This window comes from Agarivorans sp. 1_MG-2023 (genome assembly GCF_030548385.1).
GTDB lineage: Bacteria > Pseudomonadota > Gammaproteobacteria > Enterobacterales > Celerinatantimonadaceae > Agarivorans.
On the sequence record NZ_JAUOSJ010000015.1, the window covers coordinates 1 to 21,248 of the forward strand.

General features: G+C 44.7%; 21 protein-coding genes and 1 tRNA gene. 10 read left to right on the plus strand and 12 right to left on the minus strand.

Annotated features, from left to right (window positions below):
* The 4 genes from Q4592_RS18525 (at nucleotide 1) to Q4592_RS18540 (ending at nucleotide 2,452) form a co-directional block, all read left to right on the plus strand.
* Nucleotides 1-76 (plus strand) — tRNA-Ala (locus tag Q4592_RS18525).
* Nucleotides 77-207: 131 nt separating this feature from the next.
* The gene (locus Q4592_RS18530; RefSeq protein ID WP_303515968.1) at nucleotides 208-606 is read left to right on the plus strand and encodes a hypothetical protein; all 399 of its coding nucleotides are present in this window, start codon (nucleotides 208-210) and stop codon (nucleotides 604-606) included.
* Between the two features lie 146 nt (nucleotides 607-752).
* Nucleotides 753-1,445, plus strand: a complete 693-nt coding sequence (locus Q4592_RS18535; RefSeq protein WP_137674982.1) for an iron-sulfur cluster assembly scaffold protein — start codon at nucleotides 753-755, stop codon at nucleotides 1,443-1,445.
* Nucleotides 1,446-1,456: 11 nt separating this feature from the next.
* Nucleotides 1,457-2,452, plus strand: coding sequence for a GGGtGRT protein (locus tag Q4592_RS18540; RefSeq protein ID WP_303515970.1), 996 nt, complete (start codon nucleotides 1,457-1,459; stop codon nucleotides 2,450-2,452).
* Between the two features lie 224 nt (nucleotides 2,453-2,676).
* On the opposite strand, the gene Q4592_RS18545 is transcribed toward Q4592_RS18540, so the two are convergent.
* The 3 genes from Q4592_RS18545 to Q4592_RS18555 form a co-directional block, all read right to left on the minus strand.
* A complete protein-coding gene (locus Q4592_RS18545) occupies nucleotides 2,677-3,402 on the minus strand; it encodes an ion transporter (RefSeq protein WP_303515971.1) in 726 nt (241 codons plus the stop codon).
* 115 nt (nucleotides 3,403-3,517) lie between these two features.
* Nucleotides 3,518-5,008: a DUF4041 domain-containing protein gene (locus Q4592_RS18550; protein WP_303515973.1), complete on the minus strand. Its 1,491-nt coding sequence runs from the start codon at nucleotides 5,006-5,008 to the stop codon at nucleotides 3,518-3,520.
* A gap of 737 nt (nucleotides 5,009-5,745) precedes the next feature.
* Nucleotides 5,746-6,369: an FMN-dependent NADH-azoreductase gene (locus Q4592_RS18555; RefSeq protein ID WP_303515975.1), complete on the minus strand. Its 624-nt coding sequence runs from the start codon at nucleotides 6,367-6,369 to the stop codon at nucleotides 5,746-5,748.
* A 153-nt stretch (nucleotides 6,370-6,522) separates the two neighbouring features.
* Between Q4592_RS18555 and Q4592_RS18560 the strand changes: the two genes are divergently transcribed.
* Nucleotides 6,523-7,395: a LysR family transcriptional regulator gene (locus Q4592_RS18560; RefSeq protein ID WP_303515978.1), complete on the plus strand. Its 873-nt coding sequence runs from the start codon at nucleotides 6,523-6,525 to the stop codon at nucleotides 7,393-7,395.
* Nucleotides 7,396-7,561: 166 nt separating this feature from the next.
* Here the strand turns inward: Q4592_RS18560 and Q4592_RS18565 are convergent, their stop codons facing one another.
* The gene (locus Q4592_RS18565; RefSeq protein ID WP_303515980.1) at nucleotides 7,562-8,284 is read right to left on the minus strand and encodes a sulfite exporter TauE/SafE family protein; all 723 of its coding nucleotides are present in this window, start codon (nucleotides 8,282-8,284) and stop codon (nucleotides 7,562-7,564) included.
* Nucleotides 8,285-8,424: 140 nt separating this feature from the next.
* On the opposite strand from Q4592_RS18565, the gene Q4592_RS18570 reads away from it, so the two are divergent.
* Entirely contained in the window at nucleotides 8,425-9,294 is an 870-nt protein-coding gene (locus Q4592_RS18570; RefSeq protein ID WP_303515982.1) for a LysR family transcriptional regulator, read from the plus strand.
* 44 nt (nucleotides 9,295-9,338) lie between these two features.
* On the opposite strand, the gene Q4592_RS18575 is transcribed toward Q4592_RS18570, so the two are convergent.
* From Q4592_RS18575 to Q4592_RS18585, 3 genes are all read right to left on the minus strand, one after another.
* Nucleotides 9,339-10,064: an amino acid ABC transporter ATP-binding protein gene (locus Q4592_RS18575; protein WP_303516189.1), complete on the minus strand. Its 726-nt coding sequence runs from the start codon at nucleotides 10,062-10,064 to the stop codon at nucleotides 9,339-9,341.
* 19 nt (nucleotides 10,065-10,083) lie between these two features.
* The gene (locus tag Q4592_RS18580; protein WP_137674989.1) at nucleotides 10,084-11,031 is read right to left on the minus strand and encodes an amino acid ABC transporter permease; all 948 of its coding nucleotides are present in this window, start codon (nucleotides 11,029-11,031) and stop codon (nucleotides 10,084-10,086) included.
* 96 nt (nucleotides 11,032-11,127) lie between these two features.
* The gene (locus Q4592_RS18585; protein ID WP_137674990.1) at nucleotides 11,128-11,922 is read right to left on the minus strand and encodes a transporter substrate-binding domain-containing protein; all 795 of its coding nucleotides are present in this window, start codon (nucleotides 11,920-11,922) and stop codon (nucleotides 11,128-11,130) included.
* Between the two features lie 493 nt (nucleotides 11,923-12,415).
* On the opposite strand from Q4592_RS18585, the gene Q4592_RS18590 reads away from it, so the two are divergent.
* Complete coding sequence (locus tag Q4592_RS18590) at nucleotides 12,416-14,275, plus strand: TIGR00341 family protein (protein ID WP_303515988.1); 1,860 nt, start codon at nucleotides 12,416-12,418, stop codon at nucleotides 14,273-14,275.
* Nucleotides 14,276-14,333: 58 nt separating this feature from the next.
* Here the strand turns inward: Q4592_RS18590 and Q4592_RS18595 are convergent, their stop codons facing one another.
* From Q4592_RS18595 to Q4592_RS18605, 3 genes are all read right to left on the minus strand, one after another.
* Nucleotides 14,334-15,242 carry a homocysteine S-methyltransferase family protein gene (locus Q4592_RS18595; protein WP_303515991.1) on the minus strand — a complete coding sequence of 303 codons (909 nt, stop codon included), beginning with the start codon at nucleotides 15,240-15,242 and terminating at the stop codon, nucleotides 14,334-14,336.
* Nucleotides 15,243-15,449: 207 nt separating this feature from the next.
* A complete protein-coding gene (locus Q4592_RS18600; protein WP_303515995.1) occupies nucleotides 15,450-16,178 on the minus strand; it encodes an esterase family protein in 729 nt (242 codons plus the stop codon).
* A gap of 2 nt (nucleotides 16,179-16,180) precedes the next feature.
* Nucleotides 16,181-17,146 (minus strand): acetylxylan esterase, encoded by a 966-nt coding sequence (locus Q4592_RS18605; RefSeq protein WP_303515998.1) that lies wholly within the window; start codon nucleotides 17,144-17,146, stop codon nucleotides 16,181-16,183.
* A gap of 244 nt (nucleotides 17,147-17,390) precedes the next feature.
* Here Q4592_RS18605 and Q4592_RS18610 point away from each other — a divergent pair, with 244 nt between their 5' ends.
* Nucleotides 17,391-18,083, plus strand: coding sequence for a DNA-3-methyladenine glycosylase I (locus Q4592_RS18610; RefSeq protein ID WP_303516001.1), 693 nt, complete (start codon nucleotides 17,391-17,393; stop codon nucleotides 18,081-18,083).
* A gap of 104 nt (nucleotides 18,084-18,187) precedes the next feature.
* The gene (locus Q4592_RS18615) at nucleotides 18,188-19,048 is read left to right on the plus strand and encodes a hypothetical protein (protein ID WP_303516003.1); all 861 of its coding nucleotides are present in this window, start codon (nucleotides 18,188-18,190) and stop codon (nucleotides 19,046-19,048) included.
* 15 nt (nucleotides 19,049-19,063) lie between these two features.
* Here Q4592_RS18615 and Q4592_RS18620 read toward each other — a convergent pair whose 3' ends face one another.
* Nucleotides 19,064-19,966, minus strand: coding sequence for a TIGR01777 family oxidoreductase (locus tag Q4592_RS18620; RefSeq protein ID WP_303516006.1), 903 nt, complete (start codon nucleotides 19,964-19,966; stop codon nucleotides 19,064-19,066).
* A gap of 85 nt (nucleotides 19,967-20,051) precedes the next feature.
* Here Q4592_RS18620 and Q4592_RS18625 point away from each other — a divergent pair, with 85 nt between their 5' ends.
* Nucleotides 20,052-20,765 carry an SDR family NAD(P)-dependent oxidoreductase gene (locus tag Q4592_RS18625; RefSeq protein ID WP_303516008.1) on the plus strand — a complete coding sequence of 238 codons (714 nt, stop codon included), beginning with the start codon at nucleotides 20,052-20,054 and terminating at the stop codon, nucleotides 20,763-20,765.
* On the opposite strand, the gene Q4592_RS18630 is transcribed toward Q4592_RS18625, so the two are convergent.
* A complete protein-coding gene (locus tag Q4592_RS18630) occupies nucleotides 20,724-21,203 on the minus strand; it encodes a 2-amino-4-hydroxy-6-hydroxymethyldihydropteridine diphosphokinase (protein ID WP_303516010.1) in 480 nt (159 codons plus the stop codon). The genes Q4592_RS18625 and Q4592_RS18630 overlap by 42 nt on opposite strands.
* Nucleotides 21,204-21,248 lie beyond the last annotated feature (45 nt).

The window sequence follows — 21,248 nt, forward strand, 5'->3', positions numbered from 1 at the left end:
GGGGCTATAGCTCAGCTGGGAGAGCGCTTGCATGGCATGCAAGAGGTCCGCGGTTCGATCCCGCGTAGCTCCACCAAATTTCCTTTTTGTTATTCCTATGTAATGGTTTGCTCACACCTGTGAGGCATCTATTCATTCCCCTTTGCTGTGTTTATCCCCCACAAAACACTAAACTGTTTTTGTTGTTTACTCCACAGAGCAGTCCTTATGTTGTTAGCAAACCTTAGGTCCAAAACACTGTGTTTACTCGGCTTGCTTAGTATTGTTAGTTCAGTACAGGCCGAGCCACTGCCTACCCGCGATCATGCCGCTCAGGCTCTAGCCGCCAGTTATAACCTCCAATCGCCAAGCTTTGAAGATAAAGCGCTCGCCAGCCATGCCAGTGCGCAGGGCGATGTAGTTCACTATCAGCTTACTTTGCCCAAAACAGCCTCAAATCAACAAGTGCAACAGCTTGCAGCCCAACTTAACAATGATATTTGTAAATATGACCAAGGCGCTTTGTACCGAGGGGTAAGGGTTAAGCTAAGTATTAACTCTGGCAACGGCTCGCTGCTTTACCAAAGTATTCAAAGTGATAAAAACTGCTCGCGCTTGCCTTATTAAGTGGAGTGTTTAGCTCTTATTGGCTTCAACCAATAAGGGTGTATATTTAGTTTACCAATTATTCGATTAGTTGATAGCTTGCGGTGTTATCGCCGAGCTTATCGTCTATCCTCTTGATAAGAAAAGTGTATTGAGGAGCTGAAAGTATGTCTTTTACAAATACCATCGAATCCATGTGTCCAATTGCCCGCGGGCCAGATCACCGCAACTCGCCCATCCCTATGGAAGGGAAGTGGGTGAACGCGATTGAAGTCACCGACATTTCGGGGTTATCTAATGGTGTGGGGACTTGCGCGCCGCACCAAGGCGCCACCAAAGTATCCATCAATGTTAAAAACGGCATCATTGAAGAATGCTTGATTGAAACGGTGGGTTGTTCAGGCATGACACACTCCGCTGCTATGGCTTCGGAAATACTTACTGGCAAAACCATACTCGAAGCACTCAATACCGATTTAATTTGTGATGCCATAAACGTTGCCATGCGCGCAGTATTTGAAAACTTGGCTTATGGTCGCAGCCAAACCGCCTTCTCCGAAGGTGGTTTGCCGGTGGGCGCTGGCCTAGACGATTTAGGCAAAGGTTTACGCTCGCAAGTGGGCACTGCTTATGGCACAAAAGCCAAAGGCGCGCGTTACCTAGAGCTAGCCGAAGGCTACGTAACCCGCATGGCCCTAGACGAAGACAACGAAATTATCGGTTACGAAATTGTGCAAATGGGCAAAATGATGAGTGCCATTGCCGACGGAACCGATGCAAACAAAGCCTTAGACGACAGTAAAACGCATTACGGTCGGTTTGAAGATGGTGTTCAATTTGTTGATCCAAGAAAAGTATAGGGAGCAAAATAATGGTCGAATTTGAAGGCATTGAGCGCCGTATCGAGCGGATCAATCAAGTATTAGCCCAGTACCAAATAGAATCTTTAGAAGCGGCTCTCGCACTGTGTCAGGCACGCGGCTTTGATCCACACGCCATTGTATTAGAAACCCAACCTATTGCCTTTGAGAACGCGGCCTGGGCCTATGTATTAGGCGCAGCGATTGCGATAAAGAAACAAGATAAAACTGCCGAGCAAGCCGCGCTGTCGATTGGCGAAGGCCTGCAAGGTTTTTGTGTACCGGGTTCAGTGGCCGACCAACGAAAAGTGGGCTTAGGGCATGGGCAATTAGCCTCGCGGCTACTGTCTACTCAGTCTGATTGTTTTTGTTTTTTAGCCGGGCATGAATCTTACGCAGCAGCCGAAGGCGCAATTAAAATTTCGGAGTACGCCAACCAAGTAAGAAGCAAACCGCTGCGGCTCATTCTAAATGGCTTAGGGAAAGACGCAGCCTACATGATTGCCCGTATGAACGGTTTTACCTATGTGCAAACCCAGTTTGACTACCAAACGGGTGAGCTGAATATCACTCGAGAAAAAGTATTTGGTAAAGGCCACCGCGCCAGCATTCGCTGCTATGGTACCGACGATGTAGTGGAAGGCGTTGCGGTAATGCATCACGAAGGGGTAGATATATCCATTACTGGTAACTCCACCAATGCCGCGCGTTTTCAGCACCCTGTAGCGGGCACTTATAAGAAAGAGCGTTTGTTATTAGGTAAAGAGTATTTCTCGGTAGCGTCGGGCGGCGGCACCGGCCGCACTATGCACCCCGACAACGTAGGCGCTGGCCCAGCCTCTTATGGCTTAACCGATACTATGGGCAGAATGCATTGCGATGCACAATTTGCCGGCTCGTCCTCAGTGCCCGCTCATGTAGAAATGATGGGTTTGGTTGGCATGGGCAATAACCCCATGGTGGGCGCGAGTGTTGCTGTGAGTGTAGCGATTGAGCAAGCTCAATAGCGTTCAGTAATAACTCTCTAACTCAAAAGCCGCTATATAGCGGCTTTTGTTGTTTTAAGAACGCTTGAATTACACGATAAGCTTAATAATGAAAATGTACTTAGCGCTTGATGCCCCTAGTAGCTGCTAACAAGTTTTTGGACAAAGGCGAGTTAGAGGTTTATGCCCAGCTTTATCTTTGAATAATTCAGTTTAGGTATTTTGTAAATCTGAATCTACTTTTACTACTCCTTGTCTTTCGCTTCTAGTTTTCTGGCTTTACCCAACGCAGAAGCGATAATTCCCGCTGGAATGGATACGACGCCCAGTCCAATCATAAGTATTCCAAATGTAAAAATTCGCCCGCCAACTGTAATTGGGTAAATATCCCCGTAACCAACGGTCGTCAGTGTGATTACCGCCCACCACAAACTATCAAAAATAGACGAAAAGCCTTCCGGCTGCATTGCATTTTCGAAATAGTAAATACCGACCGATGATAGAAAAACCAACATAATAGTGACTGAAAAGAATAGGACTAGCTCTTCTTTGGCTAACCGAAAAGCGATATGAAAACGCTTTAGGGCATTACTATATTTGGCGAGCTTTAAGACCCTGAATAGACGAAGAAGGCGGAAAATCCTAACCGATCTCAAGTCCAGACCAAGTGATAGATAAAACGGCAAGATTGCAAGTAAATCGATTACCCCAGAAAAAGAGGTGACGAAGGTTGTCTTTTTTTCTGCCACCCAAAGTCGCGCCAGATACTCCAAAGTAAAAACAGCAACACAGAATACTTCAATATATCTTAAGTATGTTCTTTCACTCATAGCTAAATTAGGCAAGGTTTCTAGTGAAAAAGTGATTATTGAAATGATAATCAGTGCTTGGATGAAACAATCAAATAGCTTACCAAGCTTTGTTCTTCTGGTTTCAACGACTTTTTTAACCGAAGATTTAAATGCATTCATTTTTAATTCTTTTGTTTGGTGTCTAGTTAGCTTTATTGCACTGAAATAGCGTATAGCAGTATTAGGTGATAGCTAGCATATAAAGTCTGAACAGAAGCACTTTGGGGGCTTTGAGTCAGATGGATTCAGAAAATACAGGACCTTTAGATTCAGTATCAATGACCGTCTGACCTGAGCGTAAAGCTTCTTTTATCCCCGCTTGCTTTAACATAGCTTTTGTTTCGTAATAATCCTGTGCTACGGCTGTTTCAATGAAACTAGCCTCTTCATTTGAAAACTGTTCAACAGCTTGCTTTATCTCTGCAAGGTCAACGTTGAAAAATTCTTTACGGCGATTGACCATGTTTAGCCTTTTATTATCGAACTGACGGTGCAGCCCTTTTTCCAATGAGGGAGCGTCTTTAGTATGAATCATTGCATGCACATCGAAGCTAAACGGCACTGACGCATCACCTAACTCTTTAACTCTATCCATTGGTTCCAATCGGCGTGTCATACCAATTTTATACACATCCTCTCCAAAGGAGCCTATGTTACTAATAATATACACATGTCCTTGCTTGGTTTGCTCGGCCATACTTTGCGCACGCTGGTGTTTTTGTTCCGCCGATTCTAAATCTGATTGTAGTTGAGCAATTTGTGCTTCTAGCTGAGCTTTGGCTTCTTCACTAGCAGACTCTAGTTGTTTCTGTGCGACTTTAAGAGCTTTTTGATATCTAGCTTCTTCCTTGATAGCCTCCTGTTCGGCCTTTTTAATCTCAGCTTCAATTTTAGCCTCCTCGCGCATCTGAGCCTTTATTTCAGCCTGTTCTTCTTTTTCGCGTTGCTTTTTCTCTTTGTACTCGTGAGTGAGTCGAAGCTCCTTAAGCTTTAGCTTCAAGTACTCATCTGAAATAATGACTCTATTTGATTCGTTGAGATTATTAATGGCTTCAAAAGCTTTTTGAATACGAGCTTCCATCTTAACTGCATTTTTCCATGTGCAATTCGCAATGGCCGCTTCACACTCGTTATTGAAGGCTCTGGCGGTAAGACGAATACCTCGATTTGTCATTTTACGGCCTTCAGCCTTCGAATCGCCAACTGTCCACTCAGTTGTGCAGTAGATAGCCCCAGTAGTACCCTTGTCGCGAAGTAACTGTTTTTGCTCTTCCTTGCATTCACGGATCTCGCCCTTGAACGCCTCTGATGTTTCGAAGTCAAAATGAGACTCATAAAAGCCCAACTCGAGTAATTCTGCGTCATCATTGTAGATGCCAATTTGATGGACGAGAGAATCAAAAATAGTTTTCTTTTGTTTGTATTGAGTTTGAAGGCCAGTGATATTTTCATTTGTTTGAGCATATTTTAGTTCTGCTTCTTTTTGATACTCAGATAGCTGTTTCTTTCGGAGTTCAACTTCCTTATCTATATCAATAACGCCTGAAAATTTTTGCTCGTAATCTGCAAGGGCTTGATAACTTGCGGCTGTCTCTTCTTTAGTCGATGAAAGTTGCTTCTTTATAGAATTGAGTTTTGCAACAGCGACCACTAAAGCGATAAAAAGTACACCAGTTGCAACGATGAAAGGCAGTGATGGTAGCGATTGGAAGAGTGTTTCAGGCATCTTAACTCCACGCGATAAATATCAGTAGGTACAGTTCGTATCTCGATGTGAACTGGTAAAGAGCTAGGTCGGAAAATAAACCTAGTCATTATTTACTATAAAGTCATTAGTATGCTCGACTCAGAGAACAACAGTCAAACAAACTCAAATGGAAGTGTGAACGAACACGGTTGTAACAAGAAGTGGGGCAAAAATGAGTTACGAAGACTGCTTGGGAAGTGAAATGTTGGATTAGTTTATATATTGATGAGGCGGAATTAACGCCAACCACGTTTGCGGAGTCTGATTGTTGGTTTTTGTTAAGCGCATTAAATGTTTAAAGCCGCTGCTTGAACAGCTGACATTCTGAATGTCCGAAGTTAAGTGGAAGTCTGTTCATCTAAATTAGTAAGGTACTTCCCAATGTCATTCTTCAATAAACATGCGTCGGACCGGATATACATGGGGCGCGATTAATTAACTGAGTGGCATTACTTCGTGACATGTTCTCTTATTACAGGACTCAGTAACCGATAGAGACGGTGACGTAACTTAAAAAAATATTGAAATCCTCGCCTTTAATGATCAAGTTCAGCATTTTACTTATGACATATTAACCCCACAATAAACGCTCTCAAATAAATACTTTCAGTGGGCCACACCTTCCGCAGGGAAGGAGGTGGCTGTCAGTGAGAACTACCCGAGATAAACTCAACTTATTCAAGCAACATGAAATGGCGTTTATATGGCTTATACTCTTACCTTAATTGCAATTGCCTCGCGGCTTGGCTGATCGTTCTTTTAGCAATGTTTTGACTGTGCTGCGCAACATCGTCTCCCCCATAAACCCCAAACGCGGGAATAAATTGGATGTGGTCCAAGCCGATAAACCCCAGCACTTCTTTTAACAGCGGCGTTTGAAAGTCGGTTTTTTTCGCTGGCCCTGAGCTGTAATCACCTCCTGCACTGGTAATGACATAGACCTGCTTGTTAGTTAAAAGGCCTTTGGGACCGTCGTCCATGTATTTAAATGTTATTCCAGGGCGAGTTACCTGGTCTATGTATGCTTTTAAAGCCGATGTTACCGTATGGTTATGCATCGCTGAGCCAATGATGACAATATCCGCATGCTGTAATTCTTTAATTAATAGCAAGCCTTCTGCTAATGACTGCTGTTGCTCTTCATTATGCTCGCTGGGATCATTAAAAAAACCAGATAATGCCATCTCGGTTAAATGACTCGGAGGGTTTATGCCAAGCTCTCTCGTAGTTATATTATAGTCACCAAGGGTCTGTAATTCTTGGGCAAAGAATGCAGTTAAGCGGGTTGAAATGCTCTGTTTAGGGCTGGGGCTTGAGTTTAGTATTAAGACATTTTTCATGGTTTTCTGCTTCGTTTATTAAGATGAAGTCATGATAGAACGTTTTTAATTATTGATTAATAGGCTGCTTATGTAATGATTGTTCTCATATAACTTCCAATAGAACATTAACCAAATAGGGAATGTAGTCTGGATACTCAATTACTCAATGGCATGGTGACATTCAAGCAGGTTGTTGACTGTGGCAGCTTCACCCAGGCCGCCAGGGAGTTAAAACACAGTAAATCTTTTGTCAGTGGTGAAATAAACAAGCTTGAGAGTCGCTTAGGCGTTAGGTTACTTAACCGTACCACTCGGCAACTCAGTCTAACCCATGCCGGTGAACTCTATTATCGTCGATGCCAAAACATCATTCTCGAGGCTCAACAAATTGAACAACAATTAACTGGTCAACAACATAGTCCGCAAGGCAATTTAAGGGTGAGCTGCCCTGTTAGTTTTGCTTTAGCGCATATACGACCGATACTGGGTGAATACATGACCTTATACCCAGAGGTCATTGTTGAATTAGAGCTCAATGATCAATTGGTTGATGTTGTCGCCGACGGCTTTGATTTGGTTCTGCGGGCTTCTGCAGAATTAGACGATTCAAGTTTGGTTAGCCGAAAGTTAACCGATGTTGAAACCGTCACTATCGCAGCGCCTGATTATCTTCAGCAATGGGGCACACCGTCTTCTCCTGACGAACTGGGTCAACATCGCACCATTAATTTTCGTTCTTCGATTAACCAAAATATTTGGCAATACCAAGATCAATCAGGCAGACAGAGCACAGTGAAAGTAAACAGCCATTTATTAACTAATAGTGCCGAAATGGAGCTGGCGATGTGTATCGCCGGACAAGGTATCGCTAGAGTGCCAAAATTAGTTTTAAACAATGAAATTGAACAAAGAGTCTTGGTACAGTTGTTTAGTGATTTTCGCCCAGAATTCACCGATATCTATTTAATCTATCCAAATCGAAAATACCTGCCATCAAAGGTCAGGAGCTTTATTGATTTTTTGATTGATAAGTTAGGCCGTTAATTCATAGAGTCACCGTGATATTTGATATTAGTAAAGGAGTCGCGGTAAGGATAATCGACAGAGGTTAACCCGATTGGCTACAAATACATTCGCAGAACACCGGATAGTAGTGCGCACAATTAATTTTGTCGCAGTTCGGAGTTGAATTGGGGAATACTCAATAAATTCATCCAATAAGCAGTTTCACTGCCGCGAACAAAATTAGCACTCTAATCGCCCAGGTCATTTGTTTGAGGTTTATCTTTTTAAGGATAAGAAAGCCTAAGGCGCAGCCGATTAACAAACTGGGTAGGGCGCTTAAGCTGGTTTTGGCGGTGTCGAGGTTTAGTAAGCCAATGCTGATTAGCATGGGTACTTTAGCCACATTAACTAATCCTGCTACCCAAGCGCGGGTGCTTACGTAGCTGGTTTTACCTAGTTGTTGCTGCATCATATACAAGCTAATAATTGGGCCAGCTGAGTTGGCTGTCATGCTAATAAAACCGGCAAATATGCCTGCGCCAGCCGCTACGTTTGGGTGTTTCATGCATTGTGATTTCCCTCTCTCTAAATATACGCTTAAGAAAAGCATACCCAGCACTATGCCACCAATAGCGGAGGTAAATTTGCTGGGGTCTAGTTTCGATAACAAGGCGGCGCCCGCTGCGCAACCCACCACCATAAACGCTAATAAACGGAGCAGTATTCGCCATTTTATTTGAGTTCGATACACCGCCATGGTGAGCAAGTCGGTAAGTAAAAACATGGGAATAAGTATCGCTAAGGCTTGCCCGTCGGGGTAAGCAATTAACAGCAGGGGCAAAATTAAGGCGCCCATACCGCCGATAGAAAATTTAGAAATGCCGGTCAACAAGGCAACAATATGAAGAATAATCAGTGAGCTATCCACATAACCTCTACTACTTGTGAATGTGGGCGTAGGGTAACAAAATAGATGAACGTAAAATAATGACTTATTTGTATCAACTTGATTGTTTTTGTCTATCTAGATTAAGCTTGGTTAAAGCGGTTTGCTAATAGGCTTACTAGATGAATCATGAACAGTTACGGGCATTTGTGGCAGTAGCTAGGTTAGGGAGTTTTAGAGCGGCGGCGTTGCACTTAAACAAAACCCAGCCCACGGTGAGTGCCTCGGTAAAAAACTTAGAGCAGCAGTTCTCTATTTTGCTGTTTAATCGTGATGCGTATCGGCCTAGCTTAACTGCCGAGGGCGAGGCCTTTCTTAGCAAAGCTAAAAGCTTACTTAAGCAAGCCAATGAGCTTGAATTATTAGGGCATGAGTTAGCACAAGGTGCGGATCCTGTGCTTACCCTCACGTTAAGCCCTATGTGTTACTTGCCGCCCTTAGTGAGCCAAATTCAAGGCTTTGGGCAAAGCCACCGCAATATGCAGCTTACCTTGGGTACCGGGCATTTATCCGGCATTTTGGAGCCTTTACTAAAGCAGCAATCTGATTTAGCGCTGGCGCCTAATATTGGATTAGATGGCCGTTTTGATTTTATTGAGGTGAGCCAAATCACCATGATAACGGTGGCGGCTAAGGGCTACATTGAGCAGGCTAGTGGCAGTATAAAACACAGTGAATTACGGACTAAACCGCATATTTTATTGGCCGATTCTGGCTCAGAGCAGCCTTTGGATAACGTAAACGTTATTGCTGGTGGCCAACGCTGGTTTGTGAATGATTATCACCTTAAAAAAGAGCTACTACTGGCAGGGATGGGCTGGGCACGTATTCCTGAACATATGATAAAACAAGAGTTGCAGCAAGGCATGCTGGTGCCGCTTAAGGTTGAGCAGTTTGCCTCAAGCAGCCAAGTCCCTATTTACCTGATTAAGTTGCGCGAGCGAGCGGATAAAGAGATTGTACGGGCTTTTTGGCAATCATTTAGCCAATAAAAAAGGGAGCGTTTGCTCCCTTTTAAAATTTTAGTGGTGTCTGCTTAGAGAACCATAGACAGAAACTGCTTTAGCCTTGGGTGGCAAGGGTTGTCGAAGAAGTTCTCTGGCGACTCTTCTACCAATAGTTCTCCGTCTTCCATAAACAATACGCGGTCGGCCACTTCACGGGCAAAGCCCATTTCGTGGGTAACCACTACCATGGTCATGCCATCGGCGGCTAAACCTTTCATTACGTCTAGCACCTCGCCAACCATTTCAGGGTCAAGCGCCGATGTAGGCTCGTCAAACAACATAATGTTAGGTTGCATTGCCAATGCACGGGCAATCGCTACACGTTGCTGCTGGCCACCAGACAAGTGAGAAGGGTAGTTAGCCATTCGGTCGGCCAAGCCAACTTTTAGCATTAAGGCTTTGGCTTCATCTTCTACTTGTTGCTTAGGTCGTTTTGCCACTTTTAAAGGGGCGAGCATTACATTGCCCAAAGCTGTTTTGTGCGGGAACAAGTTAAAGTTTTGGAACACCATACCTACTTCTTCGCGCAAGCTATTAATGTTGGTGTCTTTGGCGTACATATCGGTTCCGTCGATATGTACCGAGCCACTGCTTACGGTTTCTAGCTGATTAAGGGTGCGTAAAAAGGTTGATTTGCCAGAGCCTGATGGCCCAACTATCACCACCACTTCGCCGCGGTTTACCGTGGCTGATACATCTTTAAGTGCGTGGCAGCCATTGGGGTAAATTTTGTTAACCTTTTTTGCAACGATCATGTCGTCGCCTTGATAATCTTTAGTCACTGGCAGCTAACCTCTTTTCTAAGCGTTGAATAGCCCAAGACAGGCTGCTGGTAAGTACTAGGTAAAGCAGGGCAACGGTAAACCACACTTCAAAGGGGGCAAAACTACCACTAACTACCTCTCGGCCAGCTTTGGTTAAGTCGGTGATTGAGATAACCGATACCAATGACGAGTCTTTAATCAAGTTAATAAACTGGCCAGCCATAGGCGGCAAGGTGCGCTTAAAGGCCTGCGGTAAAATCACGTTTACCATGGCTTGCGGGTAGTTCATGCCCAATGAGCGGGCGGCTTCCATTTGTCCTTTCGGAATCGACTGAATACCGGCACGAATAATTTCTGCTACATAAGCGGCAGTGAATACCGACAGGGCAATAACACCTGCGGTAAAGCGCTCTAAATCGAATACCGTTCCAATGAAGAAATACACAATGAAAATTTGCACCAGCAGTGGTGTGCCACGAATAATTTCAATGTAGGTAATGGCTAGCTTACGCAAGGCTGGGTTGTCGGCGATGCGCATCAAACCAATCACTAAGCCAAGCAAAATGGCAAAAACCAATGAGAACAGTGAGATTTTTATAGTAACAATAAGGCCTTGGGTAAGCGGGCCAATGCGCCATTGTTCTGAAGACGCAAGCTGGTCGCCCTCAAACACCAAGTCACCTTCGTACACTGTGATGTTTTCATAGTCGGTTAGATCGACCAGTAAGTCACCGGCGTCTGATACTAGCTGTAAGTGTCCGGCGGCATTGCTGGTTATGCTGCCGTCTTGTGGGGCCGCCACGCTGGCCGCTTCGTTATTTACAATATAAGGAACTACACGTTGCCAGTTCCAGTTGTAGTCGATTTTTTCACCCGACAGGTAAATAAGGCCACACAGGCTAAGTAAAATGGCCACAAAAACGCCATTCCACAATATTTTGCTTGCTTGAGTTTGCATCTAAAGCTCTTTATCTATTATTGGTTTTTACTTTATGGGCGTGGTTAAGCACACCCATAAAGAAAAGTGGCTGTTAAGGCAGCCACTTGAGTCTTACTATTGAACTTGTTTTAACCAAGCATCATCTTTAAACCACTTGTCGTAAATGCGGTCGTAGGTGCCATCACCTTTAATTTGACGCAAGTAACCGTTCAAGAAGTTTAAGAAATCAGGATCGCCTTGGCGTACCGCCCAACCAAGAGGTTCAAAAGTGAACGGCTGGTCTAGGTGAGTAAGCTGACCTTGGTTTTCTGCTGCGTAAATAGCATTAAACGGTAAGTCGTAGATGAAGGCATCGGCTTTGCCGTTGGTGACTTCAAGTACTGCTTCAGATTGGGTTTCAAACAAGTTTACTTTGGCTTTAGGAATGTAACGTTTAATCGCGCCTTCACCGGTAGTACCTAGTTTAGTTACCACAGTGTATTGGTCGCTGTTTAAGTCACGGTAGCTAGTGACTTTGCCTTCTAATTTAGGGCTAAGTAGGATTGATTGACCAATAACTACGTATGGGTCGGCAAAGTTAACTTGCATGTTACGTTGTGGCGTAATGGTCATGCCGCCCATAATAAGGTGACACTTACCGGTTAGCAGAGTAGGAATGATGCCGTCCCAAGCGGTGTTTACAGGTACGTATTTAACACCCATAGCACGCGCCATTTGCTTGCCTAGGTCGATATCAAAACCAATAAACTGGCCGTTTTTGGCTTTCATTTCGAACGGCATGTAGCCAGCATCAAAACAGGCACGTAACTCACCTGATTCAGAAATTTCTTGTAGCAATGTTTGCTGAGCAAATGCTGCACTTGATAATAGTGCAACTGCGGCAATTGCAGATTGAATGACACGTTTCATAATGGTCCTTGTTGTGTTTTTAATTAATTATTTTTATTGAGTTCATGTTCTGATCTATCCGTGTAAAACAGCCTGAACTCTCAGTGTTTCAGGGAAGTTATAGCAGAATACGCTAATGATGAATAGCGAGGTTTTAACTCCAAGTTGCCGTAAATACTTTACGGTTTCACTAGTTACTTGGCCGCTTAGCCGTCTAAACGCCCGTATTTTAAGGCTTTGCGAAGATTTTGTGCGGTAAGCAAGTAACGACAATAGGCGAAAAAGAAACATGTAACTTTTTCTAGGATGTTTTCTGTTTGCTTAAATTAAAGCCAGTTTGGTTAAAAGCTATGCTACCGGCTGAACATGATAAGCTCGTTCGGCTACGTCATTTTTTGATCCGCTAGCACTGAATAAGGCCCTTAGTGGCTAAACTTTTTGCTTTGTTATCTTGCGATTTTTAAAGCCAGCCTCCATGCTGTGAGAAAATATAAACTCTTGTACGGAAACAGGAATGGCCGATAGTTTTTTATTGTTTGAGCCCGACGCTACGGAACTGGTGAGCCAAAAAATACAGCCTTTGTTTGAGTCTGTAGTGCTACCTAAATCTTGGGATTGTAATGAACCGCCGGAGTGGGAAGCGGGCAGCATTGTATATTGCTATTTAAGCGATAAAAACTTAAGCCAAGTGATTGATTTAGCCAGCAGCCAGCAATGGGTGGTGGCAATTCTGCCTCATCCTAAAGCGAGTCACGCCAAGCGTGCGTTTAGTTTAGCCAACAGCCTAGATAAAGCGGTTCAGCATGTTCAGCAAGCAGAAGTGGTGCAAATAGACGTACTGCGCTGTAATCAAGAGGTGGTGCTTAACCATCTCGTGGTGGGGCATAGCTTTAACCTGCGACCTGGCGGCCACAACGCGTCTTGGCGTCAGCGCATATTACAAACTTGGCAAAACATTAGAAAGATAGGCCAAATAAAGCCGCAGAAACTGACCATTACAACCGCAAGCGAAACCTGTTTAGAAACCTCGCTGGTTGGCTTAGTGCTTATAGAGCACGCCCATGGCTCTATGTTATCCAAGCAAATCCTTACCGATACCCACTGCAACGACGGCATGTTAGAAAGCATGTTAATTGCGCCGCGCAGTATTATGGAAATGTTTCGATTTTTACTGTTGGCCATGTTTGGCCGAGTGATTAGGAAACCACGCTTTCTTAGCTTGATTAAATCCAAAGCCATTACCATTAGTAAAGAGCAAGAAATGGTGTATTGGCATGACGGCTTAGAAAGAACTGCCAAAGCGTTAACCCTAGAATGCGAGCATAAAGCCTTAAGCGTTTTGCCTGCTGCAGATATGGTGTGCCAAGAGAATGTGGTTGCGGTAAAAGAAAGCCGCAAGATAAGCCATTTACCAGAGGGCGAAGCGATTAATGCCTTAGCAGCAAGGCCTTTACCATGGATAGCCCACGCCGCCACCGATGAGTTTAGAGAGCTGTATCAATTGTTGCGCGATAATGCCACTACCTCCCCGGCGTTTGTTACCTTAATGGTGTTATCAACCTTACTTGCCACCATTGGTTTGTATGCCAGCTCTGCGCCTGTGATTATTGGCGCGATGATACTCGCGCCACTAATGGCGCCAATTATTTCTTTATCAATGGGCCTAACTCGGCAAGATCCCAGTTTAACCACCGCTAGCTTAGGCACTTTAATTACTGGTTTATGTGTCGCCTTGGGTTTTGCTGCTAGTGCCAGTTTTATCATTCCCATGGAAGTGGTGACTCCTGAAATTGCGGCGCGCCTTAGCCCCAATTTGCTGGATTTAGGGGTGGCGATTATCTCTGGTATCGCCGGTGCTTATGCCCATGCACGGATCGACGCCGCCAAAAGCTTGGCTGGTGTGGCGATAGCCGTAGCGCTGGTACCGCCACTTGCGGTTGCTGGTATTGGTTTGGGTTGGTTAGATGCATCGGTAGCCTCTGGCGCATTATTACTGTTTCTTACCAACTTGGCGGGCATTGTATTCTCGGCGGCTTTAACCTTTTTAGCTTTAGGTTATGCACCGTTTACTCGGGCTAAGAAGGGGCTTGCCATTGCGTTGGCTGCAGTGGTGTTGGTGAGTGTGCCATTGGTGTTTAGTTTTAACCGGCTGTCAGAAGAAGCGCAAATCGTACAACGCTTACAGGGTAAAACCTTTAATGAGGTACTACTTAGAACGGTACGCGCTCAAAGCACCAAACCACTCACTTTACATGTGCAATTGGTTAGCGCTAAAGCCTTGAGCGACCAGCAATTAGACTTGCTTAAAGACAGTATTCAAGCCGAACTGAAGCGGCCTTTTAATTTAGAGGCCTCTATTATTATTCGGCGCTAGCATGTGCAGATACAGTCATCGCTTTTGTTACCAATGACCTCTAAGGTGACGCTGTTGGTTAATGCTCCCGTTTCCAATCGGCTATGGCTTGGATATGTTCTGGGTGAATACCGCAACAGCCGCCAATGATGGTGGCGCCTAGTTCATGCCATTGCTTTGCGAAAACCAAGTACTCTTCGGCCGATAGTTCTTTGGTTTGATTGAGTGAATCATTGGCTTTGTGGCCTGGTTTGATAGGACCAAAGCTATTGGCGTAAGCACCTATTTCAAGCGGTGTTTCAAGTTTGGTGCTGAGCTCTTTTGCTAGCTTAATCGCTTGCCCCATGACTTCTGGGATGGAGCAATTAAACAAAATACCCTCTCCACCATAAGAGCAAACTTGTTCCACTGCTTCTGATACAGATTCACCAGACCTTAGCAATGCTTTGCCATTAGGGCTGTCTTGTAGGGTAAACGCATAATACTTTTTCTTGGGACTAAAGCTAAGTGCCTGCTGAATGGCGTCGAGTTCTTTTAGGCTAGAGATAGTTTCGGCCAACCATAAATCAACGTAGGGTTCTTGAGATTGCACTAGTGTATCGAGGATACCTTTGGCTTTGTTTGAGTCAAATAGATCAGGTCGGTAGCTACCCAGTACTGGAGGGATGGCGCCGGCAACGGCGATAGAGCGGTTAGTGGTTGCTAATTCATCTTTGGCCACCGCGTTTGCAATAACGGCGGCTTGCTGCGCGAGTTCGGCTCCTTTGCTTTGATACAACGTTTCACCAAGGTGAAAAGGGACACAGGCGTAACTATTTACCGTAATGATTTCGGCTCCGGCATCAATAAAGTTCTGGTGGGCTTTTCGCACCAACGAAGGCGATTCAATTAGGGCCTGCGCACTCCACAGCGGTTGGGAAAAGGGCGCTCCCATTCTCTTTAGCTCGCGGCCCATTCCACCGTCTAACACCACAAATTGTTTTTTCATTATGTACACCATTACTCACCGGCAACTACTTTGGATATCATGAATGAGTTGAGCTCAAAGTAAATCTTAAAACAGTGAAATTTATTCATATTTGGAAAAGCACTATCGCTGAGTGATTCTGGTTGGTAGTTGAGAGTTGCTTAGTTGAAAATGTAGTTACTTTTACTGGGCAACTTAATACTTACTTAAGGTTTGTATGATCTTTTTCTATAAATGCAGCGGTACCATTTGTCGCCAGTAGCGTCCGCGGTGGGCGCGGCCATCCCATTCAATCATTTGGTGAGATAAGCCTTTGTGATTAAGAATGTGGCTTAAGGCATGATTGTTTTGTAGAAAGGGATCTTGCTTGCCAATAATAAACAGCAAATCTGTATTGGCTAGCGCGTTTAGGCGCTGCTGGCAGTGCATGTTCATTAGGTAGTGAGTAGGGGTATGAAAGTACACTTTGTCGTTGTAGAAACCGTCGAATAAATCTGAGAACGATTCAACCTGCCAAGTTAGGTCAAAACGCCCAGAAAAGGCGGCAAGCTTGTTAAATAGGTGAGGGTGGCGGAATACAATGTTGGCCGCATGAAAAGCACCTAATGAACAACCGTGGGAAATGGTGCAGGGATGATCATTCTTTTGCGCCATTAAGGGTAATACTTCGCGCAGTATGTAATCTTCGTATTGCTGGTGGCGCTCTATTCGCCCAGCTGGGTGTGCCCAAAAACAATAAATACTTTCTATGTCGATGCTGTCTACACAATACAGTTGCAGCTGACCGGCGTTAATTTTGTGAGCAATGGCGTTTACTAAGCCCAAGTTTTCGTATTCGTAAAAGCGCCCGCCACGAGTAGGAAACACCAGCACCTTAGCCCCAGCATGCCCAAATACCAGCAACTCCATATCGCGCTGTAAATTAGGGCTCCACCACCGATGATATTCACGATTCATGTTTATGCGAGCTCTGCAAAGTAGGCGGATAATTGTTGATTGAGTTGTTGCTGTTGGGTCTGTTTTTCTGGGTAATCAAAGTGTCCAGCGCTAAGCACAAACAGCTGTTTAGGTTGGGGCGCTTGATTGTAAGCGGTGAACTGCCCAGGAGGCGCTACATGAGGATCAAACAAGGCCAGCGCCCAATGACTAGGGCAACGCAGGTAGGTAGCGGCAGTAGCAGAGTCAAAATACCTGAGCGTGCTAAGGGCTAGTTTAGGTTGCTGCTGATAAAAACTAGCCAATGCTGCCCCACTGCCTAATGTGGGCAACTTTAGGCGCAGAGGAACATTGCCAAAAGTAGGGACATGAAAATGTGCCCGTTGGATGCGTGAGTCAAAAGCGCTAGCAAAAATACCTAAACCGCCGCCAAAGCTGCTGCCGATTAAGCCTAGTTTGCGGCTAACTTGAGGGAACAAATCCAGTAAGGCATTTACGCCGCACCATAAATCTTGTACGCAGCCACCAATAACGTAGCGCTGTTTGTCTTGAATGTTGTGTAGCACATGCCACATGGGGTTATCGGATATAGGCGGTTTAGGGCTTAATCCTATACCGCGAGAGCAAGGCATTAAGACCGCGGTGTTATTGAGTGTAATTGCACAATCAACTTGCTCTATGCCGCCATAGCCATGTGCGCTAATAATGGCGGAATCTACCACTCCGCTGTTGGGTAGCAATAACCACGCTCCGCAGCGAAGGTGTTTAGTTGAGTTGTAATAGCACTTGAAGATACGCCAGTTGTTTACCGTTTTATGGGTATTCTCAATGGAAACATGGCTTTTTATTTGAAGAGCTTGTTGGTATTTACCTTGCCAAAAGCCCATAAAACCGCGCGGTTTATCGTTTGGGTGCAGTGCTTTAAGCTGAGTGAGCTTGTATCCATAATCAGGTTCAAACTCAAAATTATGCTTAAGTTTACAGGGCATAAAGAGGCTACCAATAAGCTAGGTTTATGAAAACTATAGCCCTTTTTTGTTACAGATTTCTAAAGCGAAGCATTTAGCCAGTGAATGATTGATGGTTAAGCGAATGAAAGGCTTAGCTGCATATTCAGGTCAACCTTACAAATCAAAGAGACTATTTGCTTAATCTATAGTGACCCTAGGCCCCATTGCGGTTTAGAATTATTGCTATTGATGTTAGTTATCTTGTGATGATTTCCAATAAAGGATGAAAGTTTTGGTTGAAGATTTTTCTTCTATTTGGCAACGAGCTGCCGAGCGCAAAGGCGGCGATGCCGCCTTACAACACCTACTTACCACCCCATTAAGTCGCGAACATTTAGCCGGCATTAGCGATGACCGTTGGCTATCTGCTTTTACAAAAACTATTTTTCAATCGGGTTTTGTATGGCGGGTAGTAGAAAACAAATGGCCAGACTTTGAACGTGCATTTTTTGATTTTGAACCCGAGAAAATGCTAATGCTGGATGATAGCCATATTGAACGCTTATGTAATGACGCTTCGATTATTCGTAATCGGCAAAAAATTATTACCGTGCCACAGAATGCCCAAATGATTTTGGATATGGCTAGCGAACATGGCAGCTTTGCTAAATTTATTGCCCAATGGCCCACAGATGACATTGTAGGTTTGTGGCTGTTTCTCAAAAAACATGGTGCTCGCTTAGGCGGTAACTCTGCGCCTTATGCCTTACGTCGCATGGGTAAAGATACCTTTATTTTGTCTGGTGATGTGGTGGCTTATTTAGTTAACCGTGGCGTGGTGACTAAAGCGCCTACTAGCATTAAAGGTTTGAAAGCGGTGCAGCAAGTGTTTAATAGCTGGCAGCAACAAAGTGGTATGCCTTTAGCTGCCATTAGCCAAACGGTTGCTTACTCTATTGGTGAAAATAACCTTTAGTTACCGCTTTATGGGTTTCGCTGACAAAAATGGCACAAACTAAGCCGAACTACTCTCTGGGTTATGAGTCTACTGTTTTTTAAGCTTAGGTAGGCTAAACAGGGATGAGTAAGCGAGGGAGGCCATTTCCAATATGGGCCTTAGTTATTTCGATAAGTGCGCATTGTGGATTGTTGTATTGGCTGCTCAGCGATTTGTACCAACCACAAAAGCCACTAAAGAAAAAGGCTGGTGCTAGCTTGATTCAGGCGAACTTAGTGCTTGCCCCCATTAAATCGGCGCTTTCACCGGATTTATCTTCGGAAGTGCCAGAGCAACAATCACTTAAGCGACAATCACCTAGGCAGCCAGCGCTTGAGAACCCGCTAATTCACCCAGCTGAAACCATTGAAACAAGCGCCGCACCAGAAAGTAGCCAATCTTTAGACAGTCGTAAATTATCAAAAAATGGAATTGCGCTTAGTCACGACCTCACCCAGTTCGACAGTCATAGTAAGCTTACTCAGCCTCAAGGTGTGATTGCTGAAAACACTAATAGTCAGCCGCAGCTAAATGCGAAGGCCAGCAACAGTGAAGCTTTGCAGCAACCGGAACAATCTGTACAACCGGTGGAAGCGCGTTCGGCGGCTTCGTATTTAAAGGTGTATCAACAGCAGCACTTACACCAGTTAGCTAAGCAGCAGGCGAGTCGTTATCAGCAACAAAAGCGTACACCGGCAAAGCGAAAGTCTCCGCTTGTAAAGCGTGAGCTAACAGAAGATGAGATATTTAAAGCTAACGTGGCGGTAAAAGTTGATTGTAGTAATTCGGCAAAGCAGGCTGTAAGCATTGCAGCCGGTTTATTTGGAGGAACGATTCGTTGTGAATCATCGCCTCAACTAGATGCGTTTTTAGCTGAGCGGCGTCGGCAGTTGTTTGCAGAAGAAGAGCAGATTGAACCACTACGCTCGGTAGTGGTTGAGTAGTCGCTGAGTCATCAATTAGCTGCGCATCAAAATCTCTTTAAATGCATGGCTTAAGTCTTTATAGCGAAAATTAAAGCCTTCGTTGCATAAGCGCCTCGGCAATACTTTTTGCCCACCAGTGATGAGTGTGGCCATATCGCCCAGGGCGGTGTTTAGTAGCCAAGCCGGAGTACGTAATACGCAAGGGCGCTTGAGTTGTTTAGCTAGCGCGACACTAAACTCGTGATTGCTGACGGGATTGGGGGCGGTAAGGTTGTATGCACCTTGGCATTCTTTATTGTTTAGTAGAAAGATAATGGCATCAACCATGTCGCTAATGTGGATCCAAGACATTTGCTGTTGGCCGCCAGCGATTGGTCCGCCTAAACCTAAACGAAATGCTGGTAACATTTTGGCTAATGCGCCGCCTTCTATGCCGATTACAATGCCGGTTCTTAGCAAACATACTCGCGTATTTTCGCTGGCTGCTTTTAAAGCGGTTTGCTCCCAGGTTTTACACACCGTATGCGGAAACGAATCATCTTCAATAATGCTGGCTTCGTCTACGGCTTGTTGGCCTTGCTCACCGTAATAGCCAATAGCACTGCCGCTAATAAAGGTATGTGGCGGGTGATTGCTGTTCGCAAACTTTTCGCTAAGCTGCTCGGTCAGCTGCCAACGGCTATCACAAATACGTTTTTTTTGAGGCTCGCTCCAGCGTTTATTGGCAATGGGCTCACCTGCTAGGTTAATCACCGCATCGTACTCATCAAGGTTATCTAAGGCATCAAGTGAAGGAATAGCCAATAGATTATGACCCAGCTTTTGATAAGCCTTGATGGGGTTACGTGACAACACTGTCAGTTCGTGACTAAATTGTAAGTGTTTGACTAGGCGACTACCGATAAACCCGGTTCCGCCTGTGAGTAAAATTTTCATTAGGGTACGCAGTCCTTGTTAGGGCAAGTCGTGTTACTCTTTGATTTAGTTAACAATAGCAGAGTTTTTAAGGATGGGAAGCTAGATGGCAACTGTTTTGATCACTGGCGTAGGGCGGCGTTTAGGCTTTTTTCTTGCGCATCAGTTTCTTGGCTTAGGTTATCAGGTTATTGGTCAATATCGCAGTGAGAGGCCAGAGTTGGCCGAATTACGCAATAAAGGCGTGCAGCTTATTCAAGCCGATTTTAGCCAGCGAACGCAATTGCTTGATTTTATTGACGCAGTTAAACAACAGTGTGATTACTTAGAGGTGTTAATTCACAATGCTTCTTTGTTTATTAAAGATGACCCTTGCCACAGTGCCTCAGAACAGGCTGAGTTTTTTGACTCGATGTATGCGGTTCATATGCTAGCGCCAACCTTGATTAACGAAGCGCTTTATCCAGCGTTAAAACAGGCCAAGGGTAATGTGGTCGCAATGACAGATATTTATGCCGAGCAACCCCATAAGGCGTTTCGTTCTTATTGTGCGTCTAAAGCGGGCTTGGCTAATTTGGTAAAATCTTATGCCAGCCATTGGGCTCCAGAGGTGAGAGTGAATGCGATTGAGCCGGGCCCGATGTTATTTTTGGATGAACATGATCAACAGCATCGAGACAAGGTGCTGGCTCAAACACCGTTAGCTAAAGAAGGTGGTTTAATGCCAGTGTGGCAATCCATAGAACTGCTCATCAATAATGACTATTTAACGGGCTGTTCAATTAAAGTTGATGGTGGTAGGTCTCTCACCCAGTGGTAAAACAAGCCCGTTAGTGAGCTCGATAGTTAGGCTTAAGCTATCGGGTAGGGTATTGGGCGCGCTAGCAAATAGTTGCTGTTGTAGCGTTACTAAAAATGCATCTACGGGGGTATTACTTAAGGCAGCAAGGTTATGACAAGGGCCAAATAAATCGATGTCTAAACTACGGTCTTTGCTGCTTGATAAAGGGTCATTGCGATTTCTGCCGTGCCTAGCCTCTAATTGATTAAAAAACTGTTTTAACTGGGCTGGTGATTGCTCTGACTGAAACCAAGCCAGTGCATTAACAAACTTATTGGGTGTATCTAGTTCCATGGGCGTGGTTTCAATAAACGCGCTAAAGGTCATTATTTGTAGGCGTTCGCCTAGTTCTTGCACCGCTTTAGGCAAATGAATTAGTGGCTCGATATTGCTTCCAAGACTACAAAGATAATACATCTGCCACTCACTCCTCGTTATTGAGTTTTATTTAGCCTTTTCGCC